Annotated in this window: 22 protein-coding genes; 7 read left to right on the forward strand and 15 right to left on the reverse strand. The window is 53.2% G+C overall.

All coding sequences use genetic code 11. From position 1 onward, the window contains the following. Nucleotides 1-16: 16 nt before the first annotated feature. The 4 genes from infC to A1WC_RS10430 form a co-directional block, all read right to left on the reverse strand. Entirely contained in the window at nt 17-559 is a 543-nt protein-coding gene (infC, locus tag A1WC_RS10445; RefSeq protein ID WP_012967832.1) for a translation initiation factor IF-3, read from the reverse strand. Nucleotides 560-562: 3 nt separating this feature from the next. Then, nucleotides 563-2491 (reverse strand): threonine--tRNA ligase, encoded by a 1929-nt coding sequence (gene thrS, locus A1WC_RS10440; protein WP_008804433.1) that lies wholly within the window; start codon nt 2489-2491, stop codon nt 563-565. Between the two features lie 432 nt (nt 2492-2923). Further along, a complete protein-coding gene (locus tag A1WC_RS10435; RefSeq protein ID WP_016161313.1) occupies nt 2924-3157 on the reverse strand; it encodes a hypothetical protein in 234 nt (77 codons plus the stop codon). A 270-nt stretch (nt 3158-3427) separates the two neighbouring features. Beyond that, on the reverse strand, nt 3428-4186 hold the full coding sequence (locus A1WC_RS10430) for a DUF481 domain-containing protein (protein WP_008804431.1): 759 nt from the start codon (nt 4184-4186) through the stop codon (nt 3428-3430). Nucleotides 4187-4540: 354 nt separating this feature from the next. Between A1WC_RS10430 and pfkB the strand changes: the two genes are divergently transcribed. The 3 genes from pfkB to A1WC_RS10415 all read left to right on the forward strand — a co-directional run bounded on the left by pfkB (nt 4541) and on the right by A1WC_RS10415 (nt 6828). Then, nucleotides 4541-5473, forward strand: coding sequence for a 6-phosphofructokinase II (gene pfkB, locus A1WC_RS10425; RefSeq protein ID WP_008804430.1), 933 nt, complete (start codon nt 4541-4543; stop codon nt 5471-5473). Between the two features lie 92 nt (nt 5474-5565). Next, nucleotides 5566-5850, forward strand: coding sequence for a type V toxin-antitoxin system endoribonuclease antitoxin GhoS (gene ghoS, locus A1WC_RS10420; protein WP_008804429.1), 285 nt, complete (start codon nt 5566-5568; stop codon nt 5848-5850). Between the two features lie 105 nt (nt 5851-5955). Continuing rightward, nucleotides 5956-6828 carry a fructosamine kinase family protein gene (locus A1WC_RS10415; protein WP_012541366.1) on the forward strand — a complete coding sequence of 291 codons (873 nt, stop codon included), beginning with the start codon at nt 5956-5958 and terminating at the stop codon, nt 6826-6828. Nucleotides 6829-6870: 42 nt separating this feature from the next. Here the strand turns inward: A1WC_RS10415 and tonB are convergent, their stop codons facing one another. Beyond that, nucleotides 6871-7617 (reverse strand): TonB system transport protein TonB, encoded by a 747-nt coding sequence (tonB, locus tag A1WC_RS10410; protein ID WP_022065331.1) that lies wholly within the window; start codon nt 7615-7617, stop codon nt 6871-6873. A 210-nt stretch (nt 7618-7827) separates the two neighbouring features. Here tonB and A1WC_RS10405 point away from each other — a divergent pair, with 210 nt between their 5' ends. After that, complete coding sequence (locus A1WC_RS10405; protein ID WP_008804420.1) at nt 7828-8124, forward strand: YciI family protein; 297 nt, start codon at nt 7828-7830, stop codon at nt 8122-8124. A 270-nt stretch (nt 8125-8394) separates the two neighbouring features. Here A1WC_RS10405 and A1WC_RS10400 read toward each other — a convergent pair whose 3' ends face one another. Next, nucleotides 8395-10824 carry a glucose/quinate/shikimate family membrane-bound PQQ-dependent dehydrogenase gene (locus A1WC_RS10400; protein ID WP_016161314.1) on the reverse strand — a complete coding sequence of 810 codons (2430 nt, stop codon included), beginning with the start codon at nt 10822-10824 and terminating at the stop codon, nt 8395-8397. Nucleotides 10825-11606: 782 nt separating this feature from the next. Here A1WC_RS10400 and A1WC_RS10395 point away from each other — a divergent pair. Next, nucleotides 11607-12185, forward strand: coding sequence for a YceI family protein (locus A1WC_RS10395; protein ID WP_016161315.1), 579 nt, complete (start codon nt 11607-11609; stop codon nt 12183-12185). A gap of 468 nt (nt 12186-12653) precedes the next feature. Here the strand turns inward: A1WC_RS10395 and A1WC_RS27535 are convergent, their stop codons facing one another. Beyond that, nucleotides 12654-12827 carry a YciY family protein gene (locus A1WC_RS27535; protein ID WP_023290120.1) on the reverse strand — a complete coding sequence of 58 codons (174 nt, stop codon included), beginning with the start codon at nt 12825-12827 and terminating at the stop codon, nt 12654-12656. 143 nt (nt 12828-12970) lie between these two features. Here A1WC_RS27535 and cls point away from each other — a divergent pair, with 143 nt between their 5' ends. Next, complete coding sequence (gene cls / locus A1WC_RS10390; protein WP_008804416.1) at nt 12971-14431, forward strand: cardiolipin synthase; 1461 nt, start codon at nt 12971-12973, stop codon at nt 14429-14431. A gap of 34 nt (nt 14432-14465) precedes the next feature. Continuing rightward, a complete protein-coding gene (locus A1WC_RS10385) occupies nt 14466-14795 on the forward strand; it encodes an HI1450 family dsDNA-mimic protein (protein WP_002910079.1) in 330 nt (109 codons plus the stop codon). 63 nt (nt 14796-14858) lie between these two features. Here A1WC_RS10385 and A1WC_RS10380 read toward each other — a convergent pair whose 3' ends face one another. The 8 genes from A1WC_RS10380 to A1WC_RS26375 all read right to left on the reverse strand — a co-directional run bounded on the left by A1WC_RS10380 (nt 14859) and on the right by A1WC_RS26375 (nt 23124). After that, nucleotides 14859-15686 carry an ion transporter gene (locus A1WC_RS10380; RefSeq protein WP_032691205.1) on the reverse strand — a complete coding sequence of 276 codons (828 nt, stop codon included), beginning with the start codon at nt 15684-15686 and terminating at the stop codon, nt 14859-14861. A 55-nt stretch (nt 15687-15741) separates the two neighbouring features. Beyond that, a complete protein-coding gene (oppF, locus tag A1WC_RS10375; protein ID WP_008804414.1) occupies nt 15742-16746 on the reverse strand; it encodes a murein tripeptide/oligopeptide ABC transporter ATP-binding protein OppF in 1005 nt (334 codons plus the stop codon). Then, nucleotides 16743-17756: an ABC transporter ATP-binding protein gene (locus A1WC_RS10370; RefSeq protein ID WP_004151853.1), complete on the reverse strand. Its 1014-nt coding sequence runs from the start codon at nt 17754-17756 to the stop codon at nt 16743-16745. Before A1WC_RS10370 ends, oppF begins: the two co-directional genes overlap by 4 nt. Nucleotides 17757-17767: 11 nt before the next feature. Further along, the gene (gene oppC, locus A1WC_RS10365) at nt 17768-18676 is read right to left on the reverse strand and encodes an oligopeptide ABC transporter permease OppC (protein WP_004145396.1); all 909 of its coding nucleotides are present in this window, start codon (nt 18674-18676) and stop codon (nt 17768-17770) included. Nucleotides 18677-18690: 14 nt separating this feature from the next. Next, a complete protein-coding gene (oppB, locus tag A1WC_RS10360; protein ID WP_002910089.1) occupies nt 18691-19611 on the reverse strand; it encodes an oligopeptide ABC transporter permease OppB in 921 nt (306 codons plus the stop codon). 85 nt (nt 19612-19696) lie between these two features. Then, entirely contained in the window at nt 19697-21331 is a 1635-nt protein-coding gene (gene oppA / locus A1WC_RS10355) for an oligopeptide ABC transporter substrate-binding protein OppA (RefSeq protein WP_008804413.1), read from the reverse strand. Nucleotides 21332-22077: 746 nt separating this feature from the next. After that, the gene (locus A1WC_RS10350) at nt 22078-22725 is read right to left on the reverse strand and encodes a YchE family NAAT transporter (RefSeq protein ID WP_008804412.1); all 648 of its coding nucleotides are present in this window, start codon (nt 22723-22725) and stop codon (nt 22078-22080) included. Between the two features lie 183 nt (nt 22726-22908). Further along, a complete protein-coding gene (locus A1WC_RS26375; protein WP_012541357.1) occupies nt 22909-23124 on the reverse strand; it encodes a hypothetical protein in 216 nt (71 codons plus the stop codon). Nucleotides 23125-23183: the final 59 nt, after the last annotated feature.

The raw sequence follows: 23183 nt of genomic DNA on the forward strand, positions 1-23183 counted from the left end.
TCGCTACTTGAAGGCCTTACTGTTTCTTCTTAGGAGCGAGCACCATGATCATCTGGCGGCCTTCGATCTTCGTAGGGAAGGATTCGACTACTGCCAGTTCACTCAGATCGTCACGGACGCGCGTAAGCACTTCCATACCGATCTGCTGGTGGGCCATCTCACGACCGCGGAAACGCAGTGTGATCTTAGCCTTATCGCCATCTTCGAGAAAGCGAACCAGGCTGCGGAGTTTTACCTGGTAATCACCATCATCGGTCCCAGGACGGAATTTAATTTCCTTAACCTGGATAACTTTTTGCTTTTTCTTCTGTTCCTTAGAAGACTTACTCTTTTCATAAAGGAACTTGCCGTAGTCCATGATACGACAAACTGGCGGTTCGGCGTTAGGGCTGATTTCAACTAAATCTACTCCGGCCTCTTCAGCCTTTTCGAGAGCTTCTCTCAGACTCACAATACCCAAAGCTTCGCCTTCCAGACCTGTCAAGCGAACTTCCAGGGCGCGAATCTCGCCATTGATACGATTCGGACGTGCCGTTTGAACTCGTTTTCCGCCTTTAATACCTTATTCCTCCAGTTGTTGAAGACTGCGGCTGCGAATCTCTTGTTGCAGCTTCTCAATCACTTCACTTACGTCCATGCTGCCGAGGTCTTTCCCGCGACGGGTGCGCACGGCCACTTTGCCGGCTTCGACTTCTTTGTCGCCACAGACCAACATATACGGGACACGACGTAAAGTGTGCTCGCGGATTTTAAAGCCAATCTTCTCATTTCTCAAGTCTGCTTTTACACGAATGCCCGCATTTTGTAGTTTACGCGTCAATTCGTTAACGTATTCAGCCTGAGAATCGGTAATATTCATGACCACTACCTGCACTGGTGCAATCCAGGTTGGGAAGAAGCCGGCGAACTCTTCGGTCAGGATGCCAATGAAGCGCTCCAGAGAACCGAGAATCGCACGGTGAATCATGACCGGTACCTGACGCTCGTTGTTTTCGCCCACATAGGAGGCGCTTAAACGCTGCGGCAGAGAGAAGTCCAGCTGTACCGTTCCGCACTGCCATGCGCGATCGAGGCAGTCATACAGGGTAAATTCAATTTTCGGGCCGTAGAACGCCCCTTCGCCCAGTTGATACTCAAATGGGATGTTATTTTCTTCCAGCGCCACCGCCAGATCCGCTTCCGCGCGATCCCAGGTCTCATCGCTACCGATACGTTTTTCCGGGCGAGTTGACAGTTTGACGACGATCTTCTCGAAGCCAAAGGTGCTGTACATATCGTAGACCATACGAATACAGGCGTTCACTTCATCGCGAACCTGATCTTCAGTACAGAAGATATGCGCATCATCCTGGGTAAAGCCGCGAACGCGCATCAGACCGTGCAGCGCGCCAGACGGTTCGTTACGGTGGCAGCTACCGAATTCCGCCATACGCAGCGGCAGATCGCGGTAGGATTTCAAACCCTGGTTGAAGATCTGCACGTGGCCCGGGCAGTTCATCGGCTTGATGCAGTATTCACGGTTCTCAGAAGAGGTGGTGAACATCGCATCTTTGTAGTTGTCCCAGTGGCCGGTTTTTTCCCACAGCACACGGTCCATCATGAACGGACCTTTGACTTCCTGATACTGGTACTCTTTCAGTTTAGAACGAACAAAGGTTTCCAGTTCACGGAAGATAGTCCAGCCGTCGTTGTGCCAGAACACCATACCCGGCGCCTCTTCCTGCATATGATACAGGTCAAGCTGCTTGCCAATTTTACGGTGGTCACGCTTGGCGGCTTCTTCAAGACGCTGCAGATAGGCATTCAGCGCTTTTTTATCTGCCCACGCGGTACCGTAGATACGCTGCAACATTTTATTGTTGCTGTCGCCGCGCCAGTAGGCACCGGCGGTTTTCATCAGCTTGAAGTGATGACAGAAGCGCATATTCGGTACGTGCGGGCCGCGGCACATATCGATATATTCTTCATGATGATACAGACCCGGCTTATCATCATGAGCAATGTTTTCGTCAAGAATAGAAACTTTATAGGTTTCGCCGCGCTTCACGAAGGTTTCACGCGCTTCGTGCCAGCTGACTTTCTTCTTGATAACATCGTAGTTTTTCTCGGCGAGCTCATGCATACGTTTTTCGAGCGCGTCGATATCTTCCTGAGTCAGGGTGTGGTCGAGGTCTACGTCATAGTAGAAGCCATTATCAACAACCGGACCGATAGCCATTTTGGTGTTGGGCCACAGCTGTTTAATGGCATGGCCTAACAGGTGCGCACAGGAGTGACGAATGATCTCCAGCCCTTCTTCATCTTTCGCAGTGATAATAGAGAGAGTGGAATCGGTTTCGATCGGGTCGCAGGCGTCTACCAGTTCACCGTTTACCCGCCCGGCAATGGTGGCTTTCGCCAGGCCTGGACCGATATCCAGCGCAACATCCATGGGGCTAACAGCGTGGTCAAAATGGCGTTGACTGCCATCAGGAAGCGTAATTACAGGCATTTTATGTCCTTATTTGCAGTGGTGCCCCACACGAAAGAGCACATACAAAACTATATAATCATAATTATCATCAGGTTAAGGCGCAGTTCCCGCTTCACTCTGCGAAAATAGGAGGACGACCGGATAGACCGTTCCCGCCTGCCACCGCCTGCTGATAACACCGGGGAGTAGTTTACACATCATTGGTACGTGATTAAAGCCGCAAGCGTATAAATGATGGCGGAATGTGGAGAAAACAAGAGAGATTGAGATAAAAAGACGAATATCCTGCTACTGCAGGCAAGAATAATCCCCGGCAAAGCCGGATAATATTATTCGGACGTGATAGAAGAGACGCAATGATATTGCATACTTAATCTTTAACGCAGCGCGTTAAACCGGTACCGCTTCACCCGGCTTAATTGACGTACGGCGAAATAAAGGTCTGGTATATTATGACCACTCGCCGGCCACCAGCGTATGCACATTAAAGGCATCGCTCATGGATTGTCCGGTGGTCCGGGAACCGGGGGCGATATTCGAGCCAGCCTCAATGTCAGTCGCTTTGGCGATGCCAACCTGAGTATGGTCCTGGTTGCCTGATGGCGGAACGGGCGTGGCAGCGGATGCGCCAAAGGAAAGCACGCACAGCGCCAGGGCTGCGATGGTAAATGAAGTGTTTTTCATGATATTCATTCTCTTATTACGGAAGACAGACCGCGCGATTTCTCCGCTCGGTCAGTGCATATCATTATAGATCCAGATCACATATTTGTCCGTCGAATATTTAGCTTTTCGTGTCAAATAGAATGAATATTTGTCAACAAACCGGGAATAATGGAGAAAAGATGGAGGGCTATTTCTTTTTATAAAAACTAAAACAAAAGGCCAGAAAAAATAATGGCACTCATTGCTAAATTTAAAACGAACAGGCCGGGGAAACCCGGCCTGAAAATATTACATTTTATACCCAAGGGACAGCGACGTCCGGCGATCGGTATGCTCTGGCGCAGAGGAAGGCGGTGCCGAGTTCCAGGTCACGTTGTAGGCGACCTTCAGCGCGAAATGGGCGTTAATCGCCACGTTTAACGCGCTCTCAGAGTTGACGGTGGTGTCCTCAGCGCCAAACACCGAGACCCCTTGCGTAAATTTGGCGTTATCGGTCATCTGCCAGGCCCAGGTGCCGGAGGCGTAACCCAGCGGCTGAGTATCGGTTTCTCCATCGGTAAACTCGTCATAGCGAACGCCAGGACCGAATTCAAACCGCAGGCTGTGCACCGGACCGTTGAGGATCTGACGACCATAACCCGCCGTCAGGACATCACGCTGCTGATAGCCATTATAGCGGTCGGTCAGCCAGCTCCCCTGACCAAAGATATAGTTCATATCGGTCAGGTTGTAGCGGCTACGCCCACCGACTGCATATTTTTCTGAGGATCGCTCATCGTTGGAAGAGGTGTTGCTGGCATTCCCCCACAGCGACCAGGCGGTGGTATTACCATACCAGGTCAAGGTGGAATCTGCCGTCATCGAGGAGTTTTTGGTGTTGCCGGACTGCGCCAGGTAGCCTGCGTTAACCACACCTTCGAAAGGTTTTTTAGCAGCGGAAGGGTCATCCATGACGGTAAATACAGAATCATCGGCCATTGCGCCAACAGACGCAAAAAGCCCCCCCGCCAGCATAACCGCTGCGGGTACTGTCTTTAAAAGCTTCATTATAACTCTCTAAAATACATTTTTTAGGACAGTACAAATGATGAACAGACACAACCTGCCCGCTCATTGAATTTAGCGTCCGTACAACATAAAAGAGACCTGAGGGTCCCGGAAACTTTCGCGAGGATCGCGGTGTGCAGGTCCTAAGAAAGGTAGCAAATTATAAAAAAGCACGAATAACATAGCAATCACTTACTCTTTCGTTTTTTGAATAAGACAGCTCCGGAAACAATCTTTATTTCATAATGAAAATACAGGCTTCTTTGCAAATCTCTCAGGAACATCACTTTCCCTCCCGGAGCCATCGTGCCATGCTTAAATAAAGCACAGTCGCCGTATTAAGGAGGAGAAGGAATGACCAAAATTTATACGTTAACGCTGGCCCCCTCGCTGGATAGCGCCACGCAGACCCCACAGATTTATCCCGAAGGTAAACTCCGCTGCAGCGCGCCAGTATTTGAGCCCGGCGGCGGCGGGATCAACGTTGCCCGTGCCGTGACCTTTCTTGGCGGCAAAGCCACCGCCATTTTCCCGGTTGGCGGCGCCACCGGCGAGCACTTAGCAGCCCTGCTGGCCGATGAGCAGGTGCCGGTCGAGACCGTCGAAACCCGCGACTGGACGCGGCAAAACCTGCACGTTCACGTGGCCGCCAGCGGCGAACAATATCGTTTTGTTATGCCCGGCGCAGCGTTGACGGATGATGAGTTCCGTCGGCTGGAAGAGAAAGTCCTGACTATCGAACCCGGCTCACTGCTGGTGGTAAGCGGCAGCCTGCCGCCAGGTATCAGCGTCGAAAACCTGATGCAACTGGTGAAAAATGCGCAACAGCAGGGACTGCGCTGCATTATCGACAGCTCCGGCGACGCGCTGGCTGCGGCGCTGGACGTCGGCAATATTGAGCTGGTGAAGCCGAACCAGAAAGAGCTCAGCGCCCTCGTACAGCGCGATCTGAGCCAACCCGATGACGTACGCCTTGCCGCCCAGTCGTTGATCCAGTCCGGTAAAGTACGCCGGGTGGTGGTTTCGCTCGGGCCGCAGGGGGCGTTAGGCGTTGACGCCAGCGGCAGCGTTCAGGTGGTGCCGCCGCCGATGAAAAGCCAGAGCACCGTCGGCGCCGGCGACAGCATGGTGGGCGCCATGACCCTGCGTCTGGCGGAAAACGCCGGGCTGGAAGATATGGTTCGCTTTGGCGTCGCTGCCGGTAGCGCCGCGACAATCAATCAGGGCACCCGTCTCTGCTCGCAGGCCAATACGCAAAAAATCTACGATTATCTCTGCGGTCGCTGATCTTCCCTGCCCCTCCGCGCTGGCGGAGGGAGCCACGATATTGGCTGGATGGTCTATGCTGGAAAGGCTATGGATAACAATGGGGTGTAGAGATGAGCAATGAGATAACCGCCTGGGTCGTCAGCGTCACCTTTCACGAACAGGCGCTGACGGAGATCAACGAGGTCAGCAACCACTTTACCCGCGCCGGGTTCGTACTGACGCTCAATGATGAAGACGGCAATCCCCATGAGCTGGGGACGAACACCTTTGGCCTGCTCAGCGCCCAGGATGCTGATGAAGTTAAGGCCCTCAGCGCAGGGCTGGCGGAATCAGCTCTGGGCCGCCCGGCAGAGATTACGGTCAGCACATTCGCCGAGTGGTTAAAAGCTCAATAAGTGCGTTTAACGCAACGGAAAGCGTCAGTTGTGCGTCAGTTCCAGGTTTACCCGGTAGCAGTGCGCTAACCTTATGATATGGTGGAAAACATGGGGAGAGACAGCATGTGGCAAGCAATCAGTACACTTTTACGCGATTGGCATTCCGAAAACGCTGAAATCGAACTGAAAACCGAGCTGCCCGGTGGGGAAATCCATTCGGCCTGGCATTTACGCTTCGGCGGGAAAGATTACTTCGTGAAATGCGACGAACGTGAGCTTCTGCCCATCTTCACCGCCGAGGCCGATCAGCTGGAACTGCTGTCGCGAAGCAAAACCGTTCGCGTGCCGCAGGTCTATGCGGTCGGCAGCGACCGTGACTACAGTTTTGTGGTCATGGAATACCTCCCTCCCCGTCCGCTGGATGCGCATAATGCCTTCCTGCTCGGCCAGCAGTTAGCGCATCTGCATCAGTGGAGCGATCAGCCGCAGTTTGGTCTGGATTTCGACAACGATCTTTCCACCACGCCGCAGCCCAACGCCTGGCAGCGTCGCTGGTCGGTGTTCTTTGCCGAGCAGCGTATCGGCTGGCAACTGGAGCTGGCGGCGGAGAAAGGGCTGCACTTTGGCGATATCGATACCTTAGTCGATGTGGTTCAGCAGCGGCTGGCCAACCATCAGCCGCAACCTTCACTGCTCCATGGTGACCTGTGGTCCGGTAACTGCGCCTTAGGACCAGATGGCCCCTATATCTTCGATCCGGCCTGCTACTGGGGCGATCGCGAGTGCGATTTAGCCATGCTGCCGATGCACCCGGAACAACCGCCGCAGATCTATGACGGCTACCAGTCCGTTTCACCGCTGCCAGCAGGTTTTCTCGATCGCCAGCCCATCTATCAGCTGTACACCCTGCTGAACCGGGCGATTTTGTTTGGTGGCCAGCACCTGGTGACGGTCCAGCAGGCGCTGGACGATGTATTGACGGAAAAAACGCGTTAGACAAGACTCACGGCGGACCAGGGGGTCCGCCGCAACGCATTATCAGTTGATCTCGACCCCACTCAGACGGAATTTGATAGTCATCGTCACGCCGGTTCCCGGTCTTGCCTGCTCGTAACGCCATCTGCGCATCGCGCTTTTCACTTCGCGCTCAAACATATTGGCCGGCTGGGCAGAGAGGATCTGTAGGTTGTCGATTCGGCCATCTGGCGTCACGTCAAACTTCACCCGTACCGTCCCTTCGATGCGCAGCGCCTGGGCGCGGGCCGGATAGGTCGGCTGGACACGGCTGATCGCCCGCGGGCCGCTCGGGGCAGTAACGGTGGGTTTGGCGGCCGCGGTCGAGGTGCTTGGCGCGGTGCGCGCTGGCGTCGTGTTGTTGTTTTCAAACGGCGAGGCCGGACGCGGCTCTGCTGCCGGCTTCACGTCCCGCTTCGGCTGCTCAACCTTTTTCTCCGGCTTGGGTTTCGGTTTGGGTTTAGGCTTCGGCTTCGGTTCCGGTTTATGGATCACCACCGGCGCCTCTTTCGGCGGTTCAGGCACCACCTCGGGTTCCGGCTCAGGATCAGGTTCGACAACGGGCTCCACGACTGGCTGTGCCGCCGGGGGCGGTTCAAGATCGGCCGGCGCGACCATCGTAATCTCAATCGGCTGCGTCGGAGAAGGCTGTTCAATAACCTGATGTACCGAGGTATAAAGCAGCCCCGCCACAACGGCACCGTGGATAGCCACGGACAGCAGCGTTGGCCACGGGAAGCGGCGAGGTAAATCAAGGGTCATTGCGCTCATAGTCGTTTCTGTTGAAAAATGATGCTCCGATTTTAAATGCAAATAGCAATCATATTCAATAAGGCGTATTAACCTGAGTCAATTTTTGCCACCATTTGCAGAAAAAAGCCGCGTCGGCAGCGCATTCGACACCGGTATGCATCTTTGCATTGCAGTCCAAGGCGGTTTAACTTAACGTAATTCGCCTGATTATTGATAAGGAGCTTTGCCGTGCTTTACGTTATCTACGCTGAAGATATCGCCGATTCTCTGGAAAAGCGGCTCTCGGTTCGCCCTGCGCATCTCGCGCGTCTGCAACTCTTACACGATGAAGGCCGGCTGCTTACCGCCGGGCCAATGCCGGCCGTTGACAGCAACGAACCGGGCGCAGCAGGGTTCAGCGGCTCAACGGTGATTGCCGAGTTTGAGTCGCTGGAAGCGGCGCAGTCCTGGGCCAATGATGATCCGTATATTGCGGCTGGCGTCTACCGCCAGGTCTCTGTTAAGCCTTATAAGAAAGTGTTTTGATAAATATTCCCTGCTATTTTTCTGGTTAGCCATAAAAAGACACCAGGCCATCAGATTAAAGGGCGCATTTTGGTACACAACATTAAAATGTCGCCCTTTTCCATCACGCGAAAAGTTTGGCTGTTCTCTCACTGACATGTCCTGTACAGGGTCAGATCCCCTCTCCTGCCTCAACATCGTCGCCTAACGCCTCACCATCCCTGCATTAATATCAAAAGCCCCCGCTGTCCGGCGGGGGCCTCTGATCGTTATCGCTGATCCAATTATCTGTTACTTATCGAGCGCATAGGCAATCACGTAGTCACCGCGATCCGGCGACTGGCGGGCTCCACCGGCGGAAATCAAAATGTATTGTTTGCCGGTCTTCGGCGAAACATAGCTGATGGGTCCCCCCTGGCTTCCTACCGGAAGACGGGCTTTCCAGACTTCTTCACCCGTAGATGAATCGAAGGCGCGCAGGTAGTAGTCCTGGGTTCCGGCAATGAACACCAGGCCGCCCTGAGTTGCCAGGGTTCCACCCAGCGTCGGCATACCGATCGGCATCTGAGCACGCATTTTTATGCCAAACGGACCGGTATCCTGGACGGTACCGACCGGCACCTGCCAGACGATTTTCTGTGTTTTCAGGTCAATCGCGGACAGCGTACCAAACGGCGGTTTCTGACATGGGATCCCCAGCGGCGACATGAAACGGTTTTTGTTGACCGAGTACGGTGTTCCTTTCATCGGGACCGCCCCCATCCCGGCGTTCACCGCTTCACCACCGGTGTTAGCCACCGCGCTTTGTGGGTCCTGCTTAATCAGCTGCACCCACAGACCCAGACGCATATCATTGACGAAGATATAGTGGTTGTTCGGATCGGTAGACAGGCTGCCCCAGTTCATTCCTCCCAGAGAGCCCGGGAAGCTGAGGGAAACATCGGTCCCCGGCATGGTGTACAGCCCGTCATAACGCATCGATTTGAAGCTGATACGACAGACCAGCTGATCAAACGGCGTTGCCCCCCACATATCAGATTCTTTCAGGGTTTCCGCCCCAATCTGCGGCATCCCAACAGAGCGCGGCTGCGTCGCCGGATATTGTTCATTTGGGATATCAGCCGGTTTCACCGGGACCTCTTTCACTTCGGTAAGCGGTTGACCCGTCAGGCGATCAAGTACATAGATTTGACCCGCTTTGGTCCCCACCACCACGGCGGGTTTGTTGCCCTCTTTGGTCGGGAAATCGACCAGGCTTGGCTGCATCGGGACATCGAAGTCCCACAGATCGTTACGCACGGTCTTGTATACCCACTTCTCTTTCCCGGTGGTCGCATCCAGCGCCAGGATTGAAGTGGCGTATTTGTGATCGCCCTGAATACGGTCTGCGCCCCACAGGTCAACAGAGGAGCTCCCCATCGGAATAAAGAGGGTATTCATCGACGCATCCCAGGACATGGGCGCCCAGGAGTTAGCGGAACTGCGTTTGTAATGTTCCCCCGGTTGCAGAACATGATTGGGATCCGGATTACGCGGATCAAATGCCCAGCGCTGCTGGCCGGTAATCACGTCATAACCGCGCACCACGCCGCCAGGCATGTCAGTACTGACGTTATCCGCCACGCGGCCTCCAACCACCACCGTGGTGCCAGCCAGCGTCGGGGCTGAAGTCAACACATAGCTTGGATCTGCCGCAGCGCCCATCCCTTCCCGCAGATTCACGCTGCCGTTCGTCCCGAAGTCCGGGCAGAATTGGCCGTTATCTGCGTCTAAGGCGATCAATCTGTCATCAATCGTATTCATCAGGATGCGACGCTGGCATGCTGCACCTGGCGCGACCTGTGCCGGCAGAACCGGGGAGGAGCCTGCCACAGTGGGCTGCGTCAGTGGCTTCGTCGCATCAAAATACGCCAGGCCTCGGCAGCGCATCCAGATGGCGGATTTCGCATTAATTTCCGCTCTCCAGATCTCTTTTCCACTATCGGCATCGACGGCGATCACATTGTTATGCGGGGTACAGAGGAAAACACGATCGCCTACCTGCAGCGGTGTTTGCTGATCTTCTGCGCCATTGCCATCCGGGCTTAACGGGGTGTCGCCAGTATGGAAGGTCCAGACGGGTTTCAGGTTTTTTACATTGTCACGCGTGATCTGGTCCAACGCCACAAAGCGGCTACCGCCGGCAGTATTGCCGTAGTGGTCCCAGTTTTGCTGTTTAGCGTCTTCTTTTACCGGCACCAGCGGTAATTTCTCGCCGCTGAACGCCACTGTGGGATGGGGCTGAAACATCTGAACAAAGGTGACGCCCATGGCGATAACCAGAACAACGCAGACCCCCCATGCCCCTTTGGTGCTGTAAGGCTTTCCTTCATGCTTACGTAGCGCAGGCCAGGTGGCCGCCGCCAGCAGCATCAACCCGGCGGGTACCATCAAACGGGAAACGAGCGGCCAGAAGTCGAAGCCGGCATCAAACAGTGCCCAAATCAGGGTACCCACGAATACCAGAGCAAACAGCCACACCGCGGACGACCTGCGGCGGAAAAACTGAATCGCGGCGAGCAGGGTAATAACCCCGGCAATAAGGAAATACCAGCTTCCCCCCAGGGAAACCAGTTTATAACCGCCGATGACAAAGAACAGGCCTGTCGCAAGCAGTATCACGCCGACCAGCAGGCACCACAGGCCTAACCAGCCGGATGAGCGGGGATTCGTATCTGACATAATAACTCTCCTGATAACACCATGAAATAAAACTATTTCTTATTTAACTATCGATGTTTTCCCCGCAGTAAGCCAAACGGCATAAATGAAGCATAATGCCGGGATAGAAAATGGCGATAAAACATCGATGTCGGGAATTATATTTAATTGTTAATAAATTGTGTAAGTACGTTATGTAAGATCTTGTATTTTATTTATTGATTGATTGTTTTTTGCGCGACACTATTGTGATAAAGCTAAAAAAACGCCAGGAAGAATTAAAAAGAAATGACTACAAAAAAATAAATAACACAGAATAATATATCGACATTTATTCGTTTAACATCGACATTAGATTGGATAAATGCCTAATTTATGGTTATTGCTCTTTTTTACATTAACTGGATAAGCATGTTGATGCGGGTAATTTCTCCCTGCCGATATTAAGCCATGGAATAAACGGGGATTAATGTCCGGTTTTCGCAAGGTACTGAACCGGTCTTAAACAACCTTCCTGCATTCAGGCTCGCGGTGATTTCTCTCCCCAGGGAAAATAGCCCCGCAATGATATAACCACACACAATATCCTGACATGGCCCAATAAAAATCTCACCGTCAGGTTAAAATTGCCGATGATCATTTTTTAACTTCTATTAATTGCCTTGCGTAAAGTTCACGCTGCGTTACTGTAGGGTTATTCGTGCTTGATTAAAAATTTTGAAAGGGAATAACAAATGTTTTCAATAAGACTTCCCTCTTTTTAAGCTACCCTTTGTGTACTTGCTCATTTTGAGGACTTTTTTGTGAACGTTCTGAAAAAAACAGTATTTCTTTCTCTGCTTGCCTTATATATCCCTGTATCACAAGCTGCGGCGACGGAATATAACCTGGATCCGCAGCACACGTCGGTGGTGATTGCCTGGAATCATTTCGGTTTCTCTAACCCTACCGCCTATATCTCTGATGTTTCAGGGAAATTATCTTTTGACAAAGAGAACCCTGAAAAATCTTCTGTTAGCGTTACTCTGCCGGTAAAAACCATTGACACGCATGTCAAAGCGTTAACCGATGAATTTTTAGGCAAAGAATACTTTGATGTCAAAACGTTTCCCGAGGCTACTTTCCGGAGTACCAAAGTGGAAAGCAAGGGCGACAATAAATATGATGTCGAAGGTAACCTTACCATTAAAGGCATCACCAAACCGGTAGTTCTGCATGCAACCCTCAATAAGCAGGACATGCATCCAATGGTGAAAAAAGAGGCGATTGGATTTGATGCAACAGGGGTAATCAAACGTTCAGACTTCAAGCTTGATAAGTATGTGCCCGCGGTAAGTGATAACGTGACCATCACTTTATCCACTGAAGCCTATGCAAAATAAAGTAATGCACGCGTAATAGCGTGCATTTTATTCAGGCGCGTTATCCAGACAACCGTTCTGAAAGGCAAACAAACAGGCGCAGATTATTTAAGACCAGGAGCGGCACGCTTAGCCTCATGCGCCATGATCTGACTGCGCCTGTTTCATCATTCTTCTCAACTTACTTCAGGCTGCATCTGCTGGCCAGTGTAGGCATGCATTCGACAGCGCCGCACCTGTCTGGGTAACAATAAATACTGCATGGCAATTAATTCCTGTGGCGGCAGGAATAGGTTCTGCCTGAAACAAACCGCCCGGAATAACGTGACATGCCTATTTTAATGAGACGTGAAAGCAAGCCAGGCGCAAACTGTCGTTGCACCGCAGTCGAGCAAAATAATGATGTCAAGATGGCAATGATAACGATAATTCAGCGCAGGGCTGAGAAAACGACAACGGCACCGCGTACGGTGCCGTTAGCCTGCTCGCTTAACAGTCGGGAAAAATAAACAGCAGAGCATGACGCTGCCGTTTCACCAGTCCCTTCCTGATAGCAAGGATCCGCATATTGCGGCGCGATTGGGCTTCCAGCCAGCGCGCTTTACGGCGATTCACCTGTCTCAGCATGCGCCAGCGCCCTACTTCCGTTCTACTACGCTTCATTGCAACGACTCTACGAGTGAAAACAGCCTCCATTATAAACCTCTGCCAGCAACTGACTACCGCTTTCGCTGCGTTTTTATTTGCCAGAAAAATACTGATGCGTAAACTCATCACATAACGTCATTCAAAAGGATTTTACATCTATGACAACCTTTTACACGGTGGTGAACTGGCTGGTCATTCTGGGGTACTGGCTGTTGATCGCCGGTGTAACATTACGAATTCTAATGAAACGCCGCGCTGTCCCGTCCGCCATGGCATGGTTGCTGATCATTTATATCCTGCCGCTGGTGGGGATTATCGCCTATCTCTCCTTTGGCGAACTGCATCTCGGCAAACGCCGGGCGGAACGCGCCAGGGCGATGTGGCCCTCGACGGCCAAGTGGTTAAACGACCTCAAAGCCTGCAAACATATCTTCGCGGAAGATAACAGCCCGGTGGCAGAATCCCTGTTCAAGCTGTGTGAACGGCGTCAGGGCATTGGTGGCGTAAAAGGCAACCAGCTGCAGCTGCTGACGGAATCTGACGACGTGATGCAGGCTCTGATCCGCGATATTCAACTGGCCCGCCACAATATCGAGATGGTCTTTTATATCTGGCAGCCAGGCGGTATGGCCGACAGCGTCGCCGAATCGCTGATGGCCGCCGCGCGTCGTGGGGTTCACTGTCGGCTAATGCTCGATTCTGCGGGCAGCGTGGCCTTTTTCCGCAGCCCATGGGCGGCGATGATGCGTAACGCCGGTATTGAAGTCGTCGAGGCCCTCAAAGTTAACCTGATGCGTGTGTTCCTGCGCCGGATGGATTTGCGTCAACATCGCAAGATGGTGATGATCGATAACTATATTGCCTATACCGGCAGCATGAATATGGTCGATCCGCGCTACTTTAAGCAGGACTCGGGGGTCGGCCAGTGGATTGACCTGATGGCGCGGATGGAAGGCCCGGTGGCGACCTCGATGGGCATCGTCTACTCCTGCGACTGGGAAATCGAAACCGGAAAGCGCATTCTGCCGCCACCACCGGACGTCAATATCATGCCGTTCGAAGAGGCCAGCGGGCATACCATCCACACGATCGCCTCCGGCCCGGGCTTTCCGGAAGATCTGATCCATCAGGCGCTCCTCACCGCCGCCTACGCGGCGAAAGAGCATCTGATCATGACGACACCTTACTTCGTGCCCAGCGACGACCTGCTGCACGCAATCTGTACCGCCGCCCAGCGCGGTGTCGACGTGAGTATTATTTTACCGCGCAAGAACGATTCACTGCTGGTGGGCTGGGCCAGCCGGGCCTTTTTCACCGAGCTGCTGGCGGCCGGGGTCAAAATTTATCAGTTTGAAGGCGGATTGTTGCATACCAAGAGCGTGCTGGTGGATGGCGAACTGAGCCTGGTGGGGACGGTGAATCTGGATATGCGCAGCCTGTGGCTCAATTTTGAGATTACGCTGGTCATTGATGACGCCGGTTTTGGCAGCGATCTGGCGGCGGTCCAGGATGACTATATCTCGCGTTCGCGCCTGCTTGACGCCCGTCGTTGGCTAAAACGACCGCTCTGGCAGCGGATCGTCGAGCGACTGTTTTACTTCTTCAGCCCGTTGCTGTAAAACGTGCCCATCAGATACCGAATGAGTAGCAATCATGGATATGGATTTAAACAACCGCCTGACCGAAGACGAAACGCTTGAGCAGGCTTACGATATCTTCCTCGAGCTGGCGGCCGACAACCTCGACCCGGCGGACATCATTCTGTTTAACCTGCAGTTTGAAGAGCGCGGGGGCGCCGAACTGTTCGACCCGTCCGCAGACTGGGAAGAGCATGTGGATTACGATCTGAATCCGGATTTCTTCGCCGAAGTGGTGATTGGCCTGGCGGATACCGATGGCGGGGAAATTAATGACATTTTCGCCCGTGTTCTGCTGTGCCGCGAAAAAGATCATAAGCTGTGTCATATTTTGTGGCGTGAATAACGCTCACTATCCAGTGAAAAGCCTGCCGCGGTTCACCCGGCAGGCTTTTTTTATGCTGGCAGCTTATTTCGGCAACGCATGGCCGCAGGCGTGACAAAAACGGGCGTTATTGTCATGGTCGCCCTGCTGGCACTGCGGACACAGGCGACGCTGACGCCGACGGTTCAGGGCGCTGGTCATATGGGTAGTGATAAGCCCGGTCGGTATCGCAATAATGGAGTAGCCGATCAGGATGAGGATCGACGCCAGAATGCGGCCCAGTGGGGTATGCGGGGTGATATCGCCATAGCCAACGGTGGTGATGGTCACGATGGCCCAATAGACCGAGGCGTTGAGCGTCGTAAAGCCGTACTCCGGCCCCTCGATCAAATACATTAGCGAACCGAAAATCACCATCACAATGGCGATAAACGAATAGAACAGAATCAGCTGGTGACGCGCACTGACGATTGCTCGCCAGAACACGTTGAGCGAAGGCATAAAGCGCAACAGTTTGAGAATACGCAGCGCGCGGATCGCTCGCATTGCTCGCCAGGCAAAGACATAATTCAGGCTAATCTCCGGCCACAGCCACATCACATACAGCGGCAAAATCGTCGCCAGGTCAATCAGTCCCCAAAAGCTAAAAATATAGTGGAGCGGATTGGGCCAGGTGGCGATACGCAGCAGGTACTCCACGGTAAAAACCGCGGTCACCAGCAGCTCCAGCCAGACGAAAACATGCCATTCATCTAATGTCAGATGATATTGCGTGCCCAGCCCCGACTCGATAAAAATCACCAGCACGCTGAGCAAGGCGAAAAGTCCGCACAGCCCTTCGAAGCGGCGGCCGGAACGTCGGTTCTGATCGAAAAGTAAATGATAAAGCCGCAGACGAGCGGCAGAAAGCATACCCACTTCGTTAACCTCGCAAAAAAAAAGGGCTGACCTGCGTCAGCCCCTGAGATTATAACGGGTCTACCTTAAGGCAGGAAACCGCATGGCGGAAACTGCCCTCCAGTACGGGGCGGGTTTTCGCACACTCTGGCCCGGCGAGCGGGCAGCGGGTGCGGAACACGCAGCCCGACGGAGGGTTAATTGGCGAGGGTAATTCGCCCTCCAGCAACTGAATAGTTTTCGCTTTCTCGAGATCAGGATCGGGGATCGGTACCGCCGACATCAGCGCTTTGGTATAGGGATGCAGCGGATTATGATACACCTCGTCGTAGGTGCCCAGCTCCACCGCATGGCCCAGATACATCACCAGGACGCGGTCGGAGATATGTTTAACCACCGCCAGATCGTGGGCGATAAATATCAGCGACAGCCCCATCTCACGCTGCAGCTGCTGCAGCAGATTGACCACCTGAGCCTGAATCGACACGTCAAGCGCAGATACTGGCTCATCGCAGATAATCAGCTTCGGCTCAAGGATCAACGCCCGCGCGATGCCGATACGCTGGCACTGACCGCCGGAGAACTCATGCGGATAGCGGTTGATCAGGTTAGGCAGCAACCCGACCTTCATCATCATCGCTTTGACGCGATCGCGAACTTCCTGACGCGACATCTTCGGATGATAGGTGCGCAGCGGTTCAGCGATAATCTCCCCGATGGTCATGCGCGGATTCAGCGAGGCCAGCGGATCCTGGAAGATCATCTGGATATCGCTGCGCACATCGCGCCACTCTTCCTGCTTCATACCCAGCAGATCTTTCCCAAGCCAGGCCACTTTGCCATCGGTCGCTTTCACCAGGCCAATAATGGCGCGGGCGAAGGTCGATTTGCCGCAGCCTGACTCCCCTACCACACCGAGGGTTTCCCCCTCATAGAGGCGCAACGTCACGCCATCCACTGCTTTCAGCGTTTTCGACGGCTGCCAGAACCACTGCTTGCCATCTTTGATATCGAAGTGCACCTTCAGGTCGGCAATTTCAAGCAGGACTTTTCGTTGTTCAGTTACGGCGTTCATAGCAGATCCCCCACCGGTTTAAAGCAGGCGCGCAGGCGGCCTGGCGCGAACGACTCCAGCGGCGGTGCGCTGCTACACTGCTCCATGGCGTGCGGGCAGCGCGGCTGGAATGGACAGCCTTTCGGCAATCGCAGCAGGTTTGGCGGGTTGCCAGGGATGGTTAACAACGCATCGCCCTCGGCATCCAGACGAGGAACTGCATTCAACAGGCCAATAGAGTATGGATGTGACGGTTGATAGAAGACATCGCGCGCCTGACCGTACTCCATGGTGCGCCCGGCGTACATCACCAGCACTTTATCGCAGATCCCGGCCACCACCCCGAGGTCGTGGGTGATCATGATGATTGCCGTATTGAATTCGCGTTTAAGCTCATTCAACAGCGTCATGATCTGCGCCTGCACGGTGACGTCCAGCGCGGTGGTGGGTTCATCCGCAATCAGCAGCCGCGGCCGACACAGCAGCGCCATGGCAATCATCACGCGCTGGCGCATCCCGCCTGAAAACTCGTGCGGAAACATCTTCATGCGCTTGCGCGCTTCCGGCATTTTTACCGCATCGAGCATCTTCACCGACTCTTCAAACGCTTCGGCTTTGCTCAGTCCTTTATGCAACATCAGGACTTCCATTAACTGCTCGCCCACCCGCATATACGGGTTAAGAGAGGTCATCGGATCCTGGAAAATCATCGAGATTTGCTCGGCGCGCAGTTTGTTCAGTTCACGCTCGGGCAAATTGAGGATCTGCCGACCGTTAAAGGTGGCGGATCCTCCGATGCGGCCGTTGGCCGCCAGCAGCCCCATCAGAGCGAAGGCGGTTTGCGATTTACCGGAGCCAGATTCGCCCACAATGCCGAGCGTCTCGCCCGCCTGCAGGGTGAAGTTCAGGTCATTGACGGCAGTGACATCGCCATCCGGCGTTTTAAAGGTGACGCGGAGATCTTTCACGTCCAGCAGCAGGCCGCTGTGACTCTGCGCTTGCGGCGCCTTTGCCGTTTCAATCATGGTCATGGCAGCGCTCCTTAGCGGTCTTTCGGGTCGAGGGCATCACGCAGACCATCGCCGATAAAGTTGAAACAGAACAGGGTCACCACCAGGAAACCCGCCGGGAACAGCAGCAGCCAGGGCGAGACTTCCATTGAGTTGGCGCCATCGCTGAGCAATGCTCCCCAACTGCTGAGCGGCTCCTGGGTTCCCAGCCCGAGGAAGCTGAGGAAGGATTCGAAGAGGATCATGCTGGGGACCAGCAGCGAGGCGTACACTACCACCACCCCCAGTACGTTGGGGACGATATGGCGCAGCACGATGCTGGCCGTGGAGACCCCACCGACCTGCGCGGCTTCGATAAACTCTTTACGCTTCAGGCTCAAGGTCTGTCCGCGCACGATACGCGCCATATCCAGCCAGGAAACCATGCCGATGGCAACAAAGATCAGCAGGATATTCTGACCAAAAAAGGTCACCAGCAGGATGACGAAGAACATAAACGGGAAGGAGTTGAGGATCTCCAGCAGACGCATCATCACCGAATCCACTTTGCCACCAAGATAACCGGAAAGCGAACCGTACAGCGTGCCGAGGATCACCGCCACCAGCGCCGCCGCCACCCCGACCATCAGCGAAATGCGCCCGCCGATCGCCACGCGCACCAGCAGGTCGCGCCCGGAGGAGTCGGTTCCGAAGTAGTGGCCTGAAGCCATATCCGGGGCATTGGACATCATGCCCCAGTCGGTATCGAAGTAGGAGAACGACGACACCATCGGCGCAAAGGTGACAAACAGCGCAATAAGCACCAGCATGATCAGGCTGGTCACCGCGGCGCGGTTGTGCATAAAGCGGCGACGCGCATCCTGCCAGAGGCTACGCCCCTCCACTTCCAGCTTCTCACTGAAGTTTTCCAGCGCCTCGCTATTTTTCTTACTTAACATCATGGCGAACTCCGGCTTCAGTAGCGAATCTTCGGATCGATAACGGCGTACAGCACGTCAACGATGGCGTTGAACAGGATAGTCAGGGCGCCAACGAGGATCGTCAGGCTCAGCACCAGCGAGTAGTCGCGGTTAAGCGCCCCGTTAACGAACAGCTGGCCGATCCCCGGCAGGCCGTAAATGGTTTCAATGACCATTGAGCCGGTGATGATGCCCACGAAAGCTGGCCCCATATAGGAGAGCACCGGCAGCAGCGCCGGCTTCAGCGCATGGCGCAAAATAATGCGGCGCATCGGCAGCCCTTTTGCCCGCGCGGTGCGGATAAAGTTAGAGTGCAACACTTCTATCATCGAGCCGCGGGTGATACGGGCGATACTGGCGATATAGGCCAGGGAAAGCGCCACCATCGGCAGGATCATAAATTTCAGCGCTCCGCCGTTCCAGCCGCCGCCCGGCAGCCAGTGCAGGGTAATGGCAAAAATCATCACCAGCAGCGGCGCCACCACAAAGCTCGGAATAACCACGCCGGTCATGGCTACCCCCATCACCGCGTAGTCCCATCGGGTGTTTTGCTTCAGAGCGGCTATCACCCCGGCGGCTACGCCGATCACCACCGCGAGTAAAAAGGCGGCGAAGCCCAGTTTCGCAGAAACCGGGAAGCTGGCGGCCACCAGATCGTTGACCGAATAATCTTTGTATTTAAAGGAGGGACCAAAATCGCCATGCGCCAGTTGCTTCAGATAATTGAAGTACTGCGTCATGATAGGGTCGTTTAAATGGTATTTTGCTTCAATATTCGCCATGACTTCCGGCGGCAGGGTGCGCTCCCCGGTAAAAGGACTTCCCGGTGCCAGACGCATCATGAAGAATGAGATGGTAATAAGAATAAATAGCGTCGGAATCGCTTCCAGACAGCGACGTAAGATAAATTTTAACATTGCCCGTACCTTCTGGCGTGTGCCTTTGCACTGCTCTCAAATAAGACACGATGGAGCGAGCACAGGCCCGCCCCACGTATTGCCATTAATGTTTGATAACGTAGAGATCTTTGGTATAGACGTTATCCATCGGGTCTTTACCGGTATAGCCCCCAACCCACGGTTTCACCAGGCGGGCGTTGACGTAGTAATAGACCGGTACGATCGCGCTGTCTTTGTCCAGCTGCTGTTCCGCTTTCGCATAGGCTGCCGTACGCTGCGCTTCATCAGACGCTTTTACGGATTCAGCCATAATCTTGTCGAACGCCGGGCTCTTATAGTGCGCAGTGTTCATTGAGCTGTCAGAGAGCATGGTATTCAGGAAGGAAGTTGGCTCGTTATAGTCGGCGCACCAGCCTGCGCGTGCCACGTCATAGGTGCCCTGGTGACGGGTATCGAGGAACGTTTTCCACTCCTGGTTAACCAGCTTCACGTCAATGCCCAGGTTTTTACGCCACAGCGAGGCGGCGGCAATCGCCAGCTTCTTGTGCAAATCGGAGGTGTTATACAGCAGGTTAAAGGTCAACGGTTTATCCGCGGTATAGCCGGCTTCGGCCAGCAGTTTTTTCGCTTCTTCGTTGCGTTTTTCCTGCGACCACGTAAACCATTCCGGCTCGCTCAGCTTCGCGCCATCGGTGTACGGCGGCGTGTAGCCGTAGGCCGGCAGATCGCCCTGTCCTTTCACTTTATTAGCAATAATGTCGCGATCCAGACCCAGCTTCAGCGCGGTACGGACGCGTACGTCGGTAAACGGCGCTTTCTGGTTGTTGATTTCGTAATAATAGGTACACAGATACGGGTCAACGTGCAGCTCGTTGGGGATCTCTTTTTTCAGCTTCTGGAAGAGTTCGATCGGCAGCTGGTTATAGGTCATGTCCAGTTCACCGCTGCGATAGCGGTTAACATAGGTCACTTCGGAAGAGGTCGGCAGCCAGGTAACGGTGTTAATGACGGTTTTTGCATTATCCCAGTAGTGCGGGTTGCGCTCCATCACGATACGTTCGTTGACCACCCAGTCTTTCAGAGTATACGCCCCGTTGGTGACGATATTGCCAGGCTGTGTCCATTTCTCGCCAAATTTTTCAATAGCCGGTTTGTAGACAGGAGACATCGCCGGGTTAACCAGCAGCTTATAAAAATAAGGGACTGGCTCGCTGAGGGTTACTTCCAGCGTGTGGTCGTCAATGGCTTTTACGCCTAGTTCGCTCGGCGCTTTCTTGCCATCAATGATGTCGTCGACGTTAACGATATGACCATATTGCGGATAGCTGGCATAAGGAGAAGCGGTTTTCGGATCCACCAGACGCTGCCAGCTGTAGACGAAGTCCTGAGCAGTAACCGGCTCGCCGTTAGACCATTTCGCATCTTTACGCAGATGGAAGGTCCAGACTTTAAAATCTTTATTATCCCAGCTCTCTGCTACGCCAGGGATCGGGTGGCCATCTTTCGGCGAAGTATTCAGCAAGCCTTCGAAGAGGTCGCGGCTAATATTGGCCTCGGGTACCCCTTCAATTTTATTCGGGTCCAGTGATTGCGGCTCAGCGCCGCTATTTCGCACCAGCGTTTGCTTATCCGACAACTGCACACCGGCTGGGACATCCGCTGCCATAGCCATATTGCCGGCAAGCAGTGCGGATAGCACTCCCGCGGCGATCAAACGTTTTTTAGTGATGATGGTCATTGTGTTGTAACTCCAGTCATTATAATTACTGGTTTTTTAACCAGCCTGTTTTTTTCCCGTTTGCGGGGATCTGTCCAACGCAGGAGCGTTTGCGATTGGCAGATTGCTATCACCGACTTATTTATTACGACCGCTCGAACGGCAGCCTTAACGTCGATTCTTTGCCCCCTCGCTGGAGGGCAGTTCCGGCGCAGTGAGATTATTAATAATGATTCTCATTTACGCATATAATTCAGCAGACGATAACGGCGGAAATTACCAAAAGGTAAACACCTCCGCCAATGCAATTTGCAAATATGTTACCGGATTCTCTTTTATCGCCGATATTGCCCGCGATGCTCAAGATCTTCGCGGACTACCGACAAAAAAATATCATTGTTAATCATAGTGATATGATTTTTTAATCGCGTTGAGAATCGAGTATCGGCTAAAAGATGCTTTTTTGTACAAAAATTTAACAACAGGTTACTTTTTAGCACATTCATCTACTGCCTTGTTAAAATTACTAATATCATTTCGATGATCCGACAGCAAGTGCCAGAGAATGATGTGAAGAAAATAACATCGCAGGCAGGAAGAGCGTGAGGGGAAAACAATGAACAAAAACAGATATCTTAATGAAAAATATGGATTTAAAGATATTATCGCAAAACGTTATCTCAACAGCCGATCTCGCGCTGGTTAATAGGTTTTGCTAATAATCGCGCAAGCGCGAAGTGAAGCCTCCACGCTTGCATGGTGTTCCTCTAATTAAGCAGTCCGGGGAACAGCGCTTTAATACCGGTTACGATAAACTCGATCCCCAGGGCCATCAGCAGCAACCCCATGATACGGGTGATGACGTTGATTCCCGTCTGTCCCAGCAGACGAACCAGCCACGGCGCCATTCGGAAAATGCCCCAGCAGCAAAGAGCGAATACCGCTATCGCCAGTGAGAACCCGACCAGGTGCACCCAGGAATGATATCGGGTGCCCCAGACAATAGTTGAACTGATTGCCCCCGGTCCGGCCATTAAGGGGAGCGCGAGAGGCACGACGCCGATGCTCTCCCGGACCGCCGTCTCCGATTTCTCCTGCTTGTTCTGCTTATCTTCGCCGAGCTTGCCGCTGATCATCGACATCGCAATGGTCACCACCAGGATGCCGCCGGCAATGCGGAAGGAATCAATCGAGATGCCAAAAATCTGCAGAATGCCATCGCCGAGAAACAACGACGTCAGGAGGATGATCGCCACCGACAGGTTTGCGGTCAGGTTGGTCTTGTTGCGCACCGCTGCCGGTTGGTAGCTGGTCATACTGATAAACACCGGAATGATGCCGACCGGGTTGACCAGGGCAAATAAGCCAATGAAAAACTTGAAATAGGTAGCAAAATCGAACAGTGGTTGAGTCACAATGGGCTCCGCAGCATCATCAAAATTGGCGGTTGACTATTAACAGCATAAAATAACTGCGCGAAACATACGCTTTTTGCATGCAATATTCATTATAAATATGCATAACCCGGTGATATGTATCGAATGTTAGTTATTTGTAGCTTTAATGCTAATCGTTTTTTTAATTTCAAAACCCTTCCATTACACTTGATCGAATCGGTTAAAAAGCAGCCAGCTGAAAGGTATCAGCCACGCCAATACTTGATCTAAATCACGTATTTTGTACTCAGAAGTGAGTAATCTTGATGACACCAACAGAGTGGAAGGCAGCATGACCTGAAAGTTAAAGTAATAGAGCTTTTTTAGTAAATCGGTAAAACAGTGTCCTGATTTTTCTACATAAACATTTACATGCAAGCTGTTAACAGCCTGTCTATAATGTCGAATCGAGCGACTGATTTACTAAAAAAGTTTAA

Origin of the sequence: Klebsiella sp. KTE92 (assembly GCF_000398905.1) — a bacterium.
GTDB classification, from domain to species: domain Bacteria; phylum Pseudomonadota; class Gammaproteobacteria; order Enterobacterales; family Enterobacteriaceae; genus Klebsiella; species Klebsiella variicola.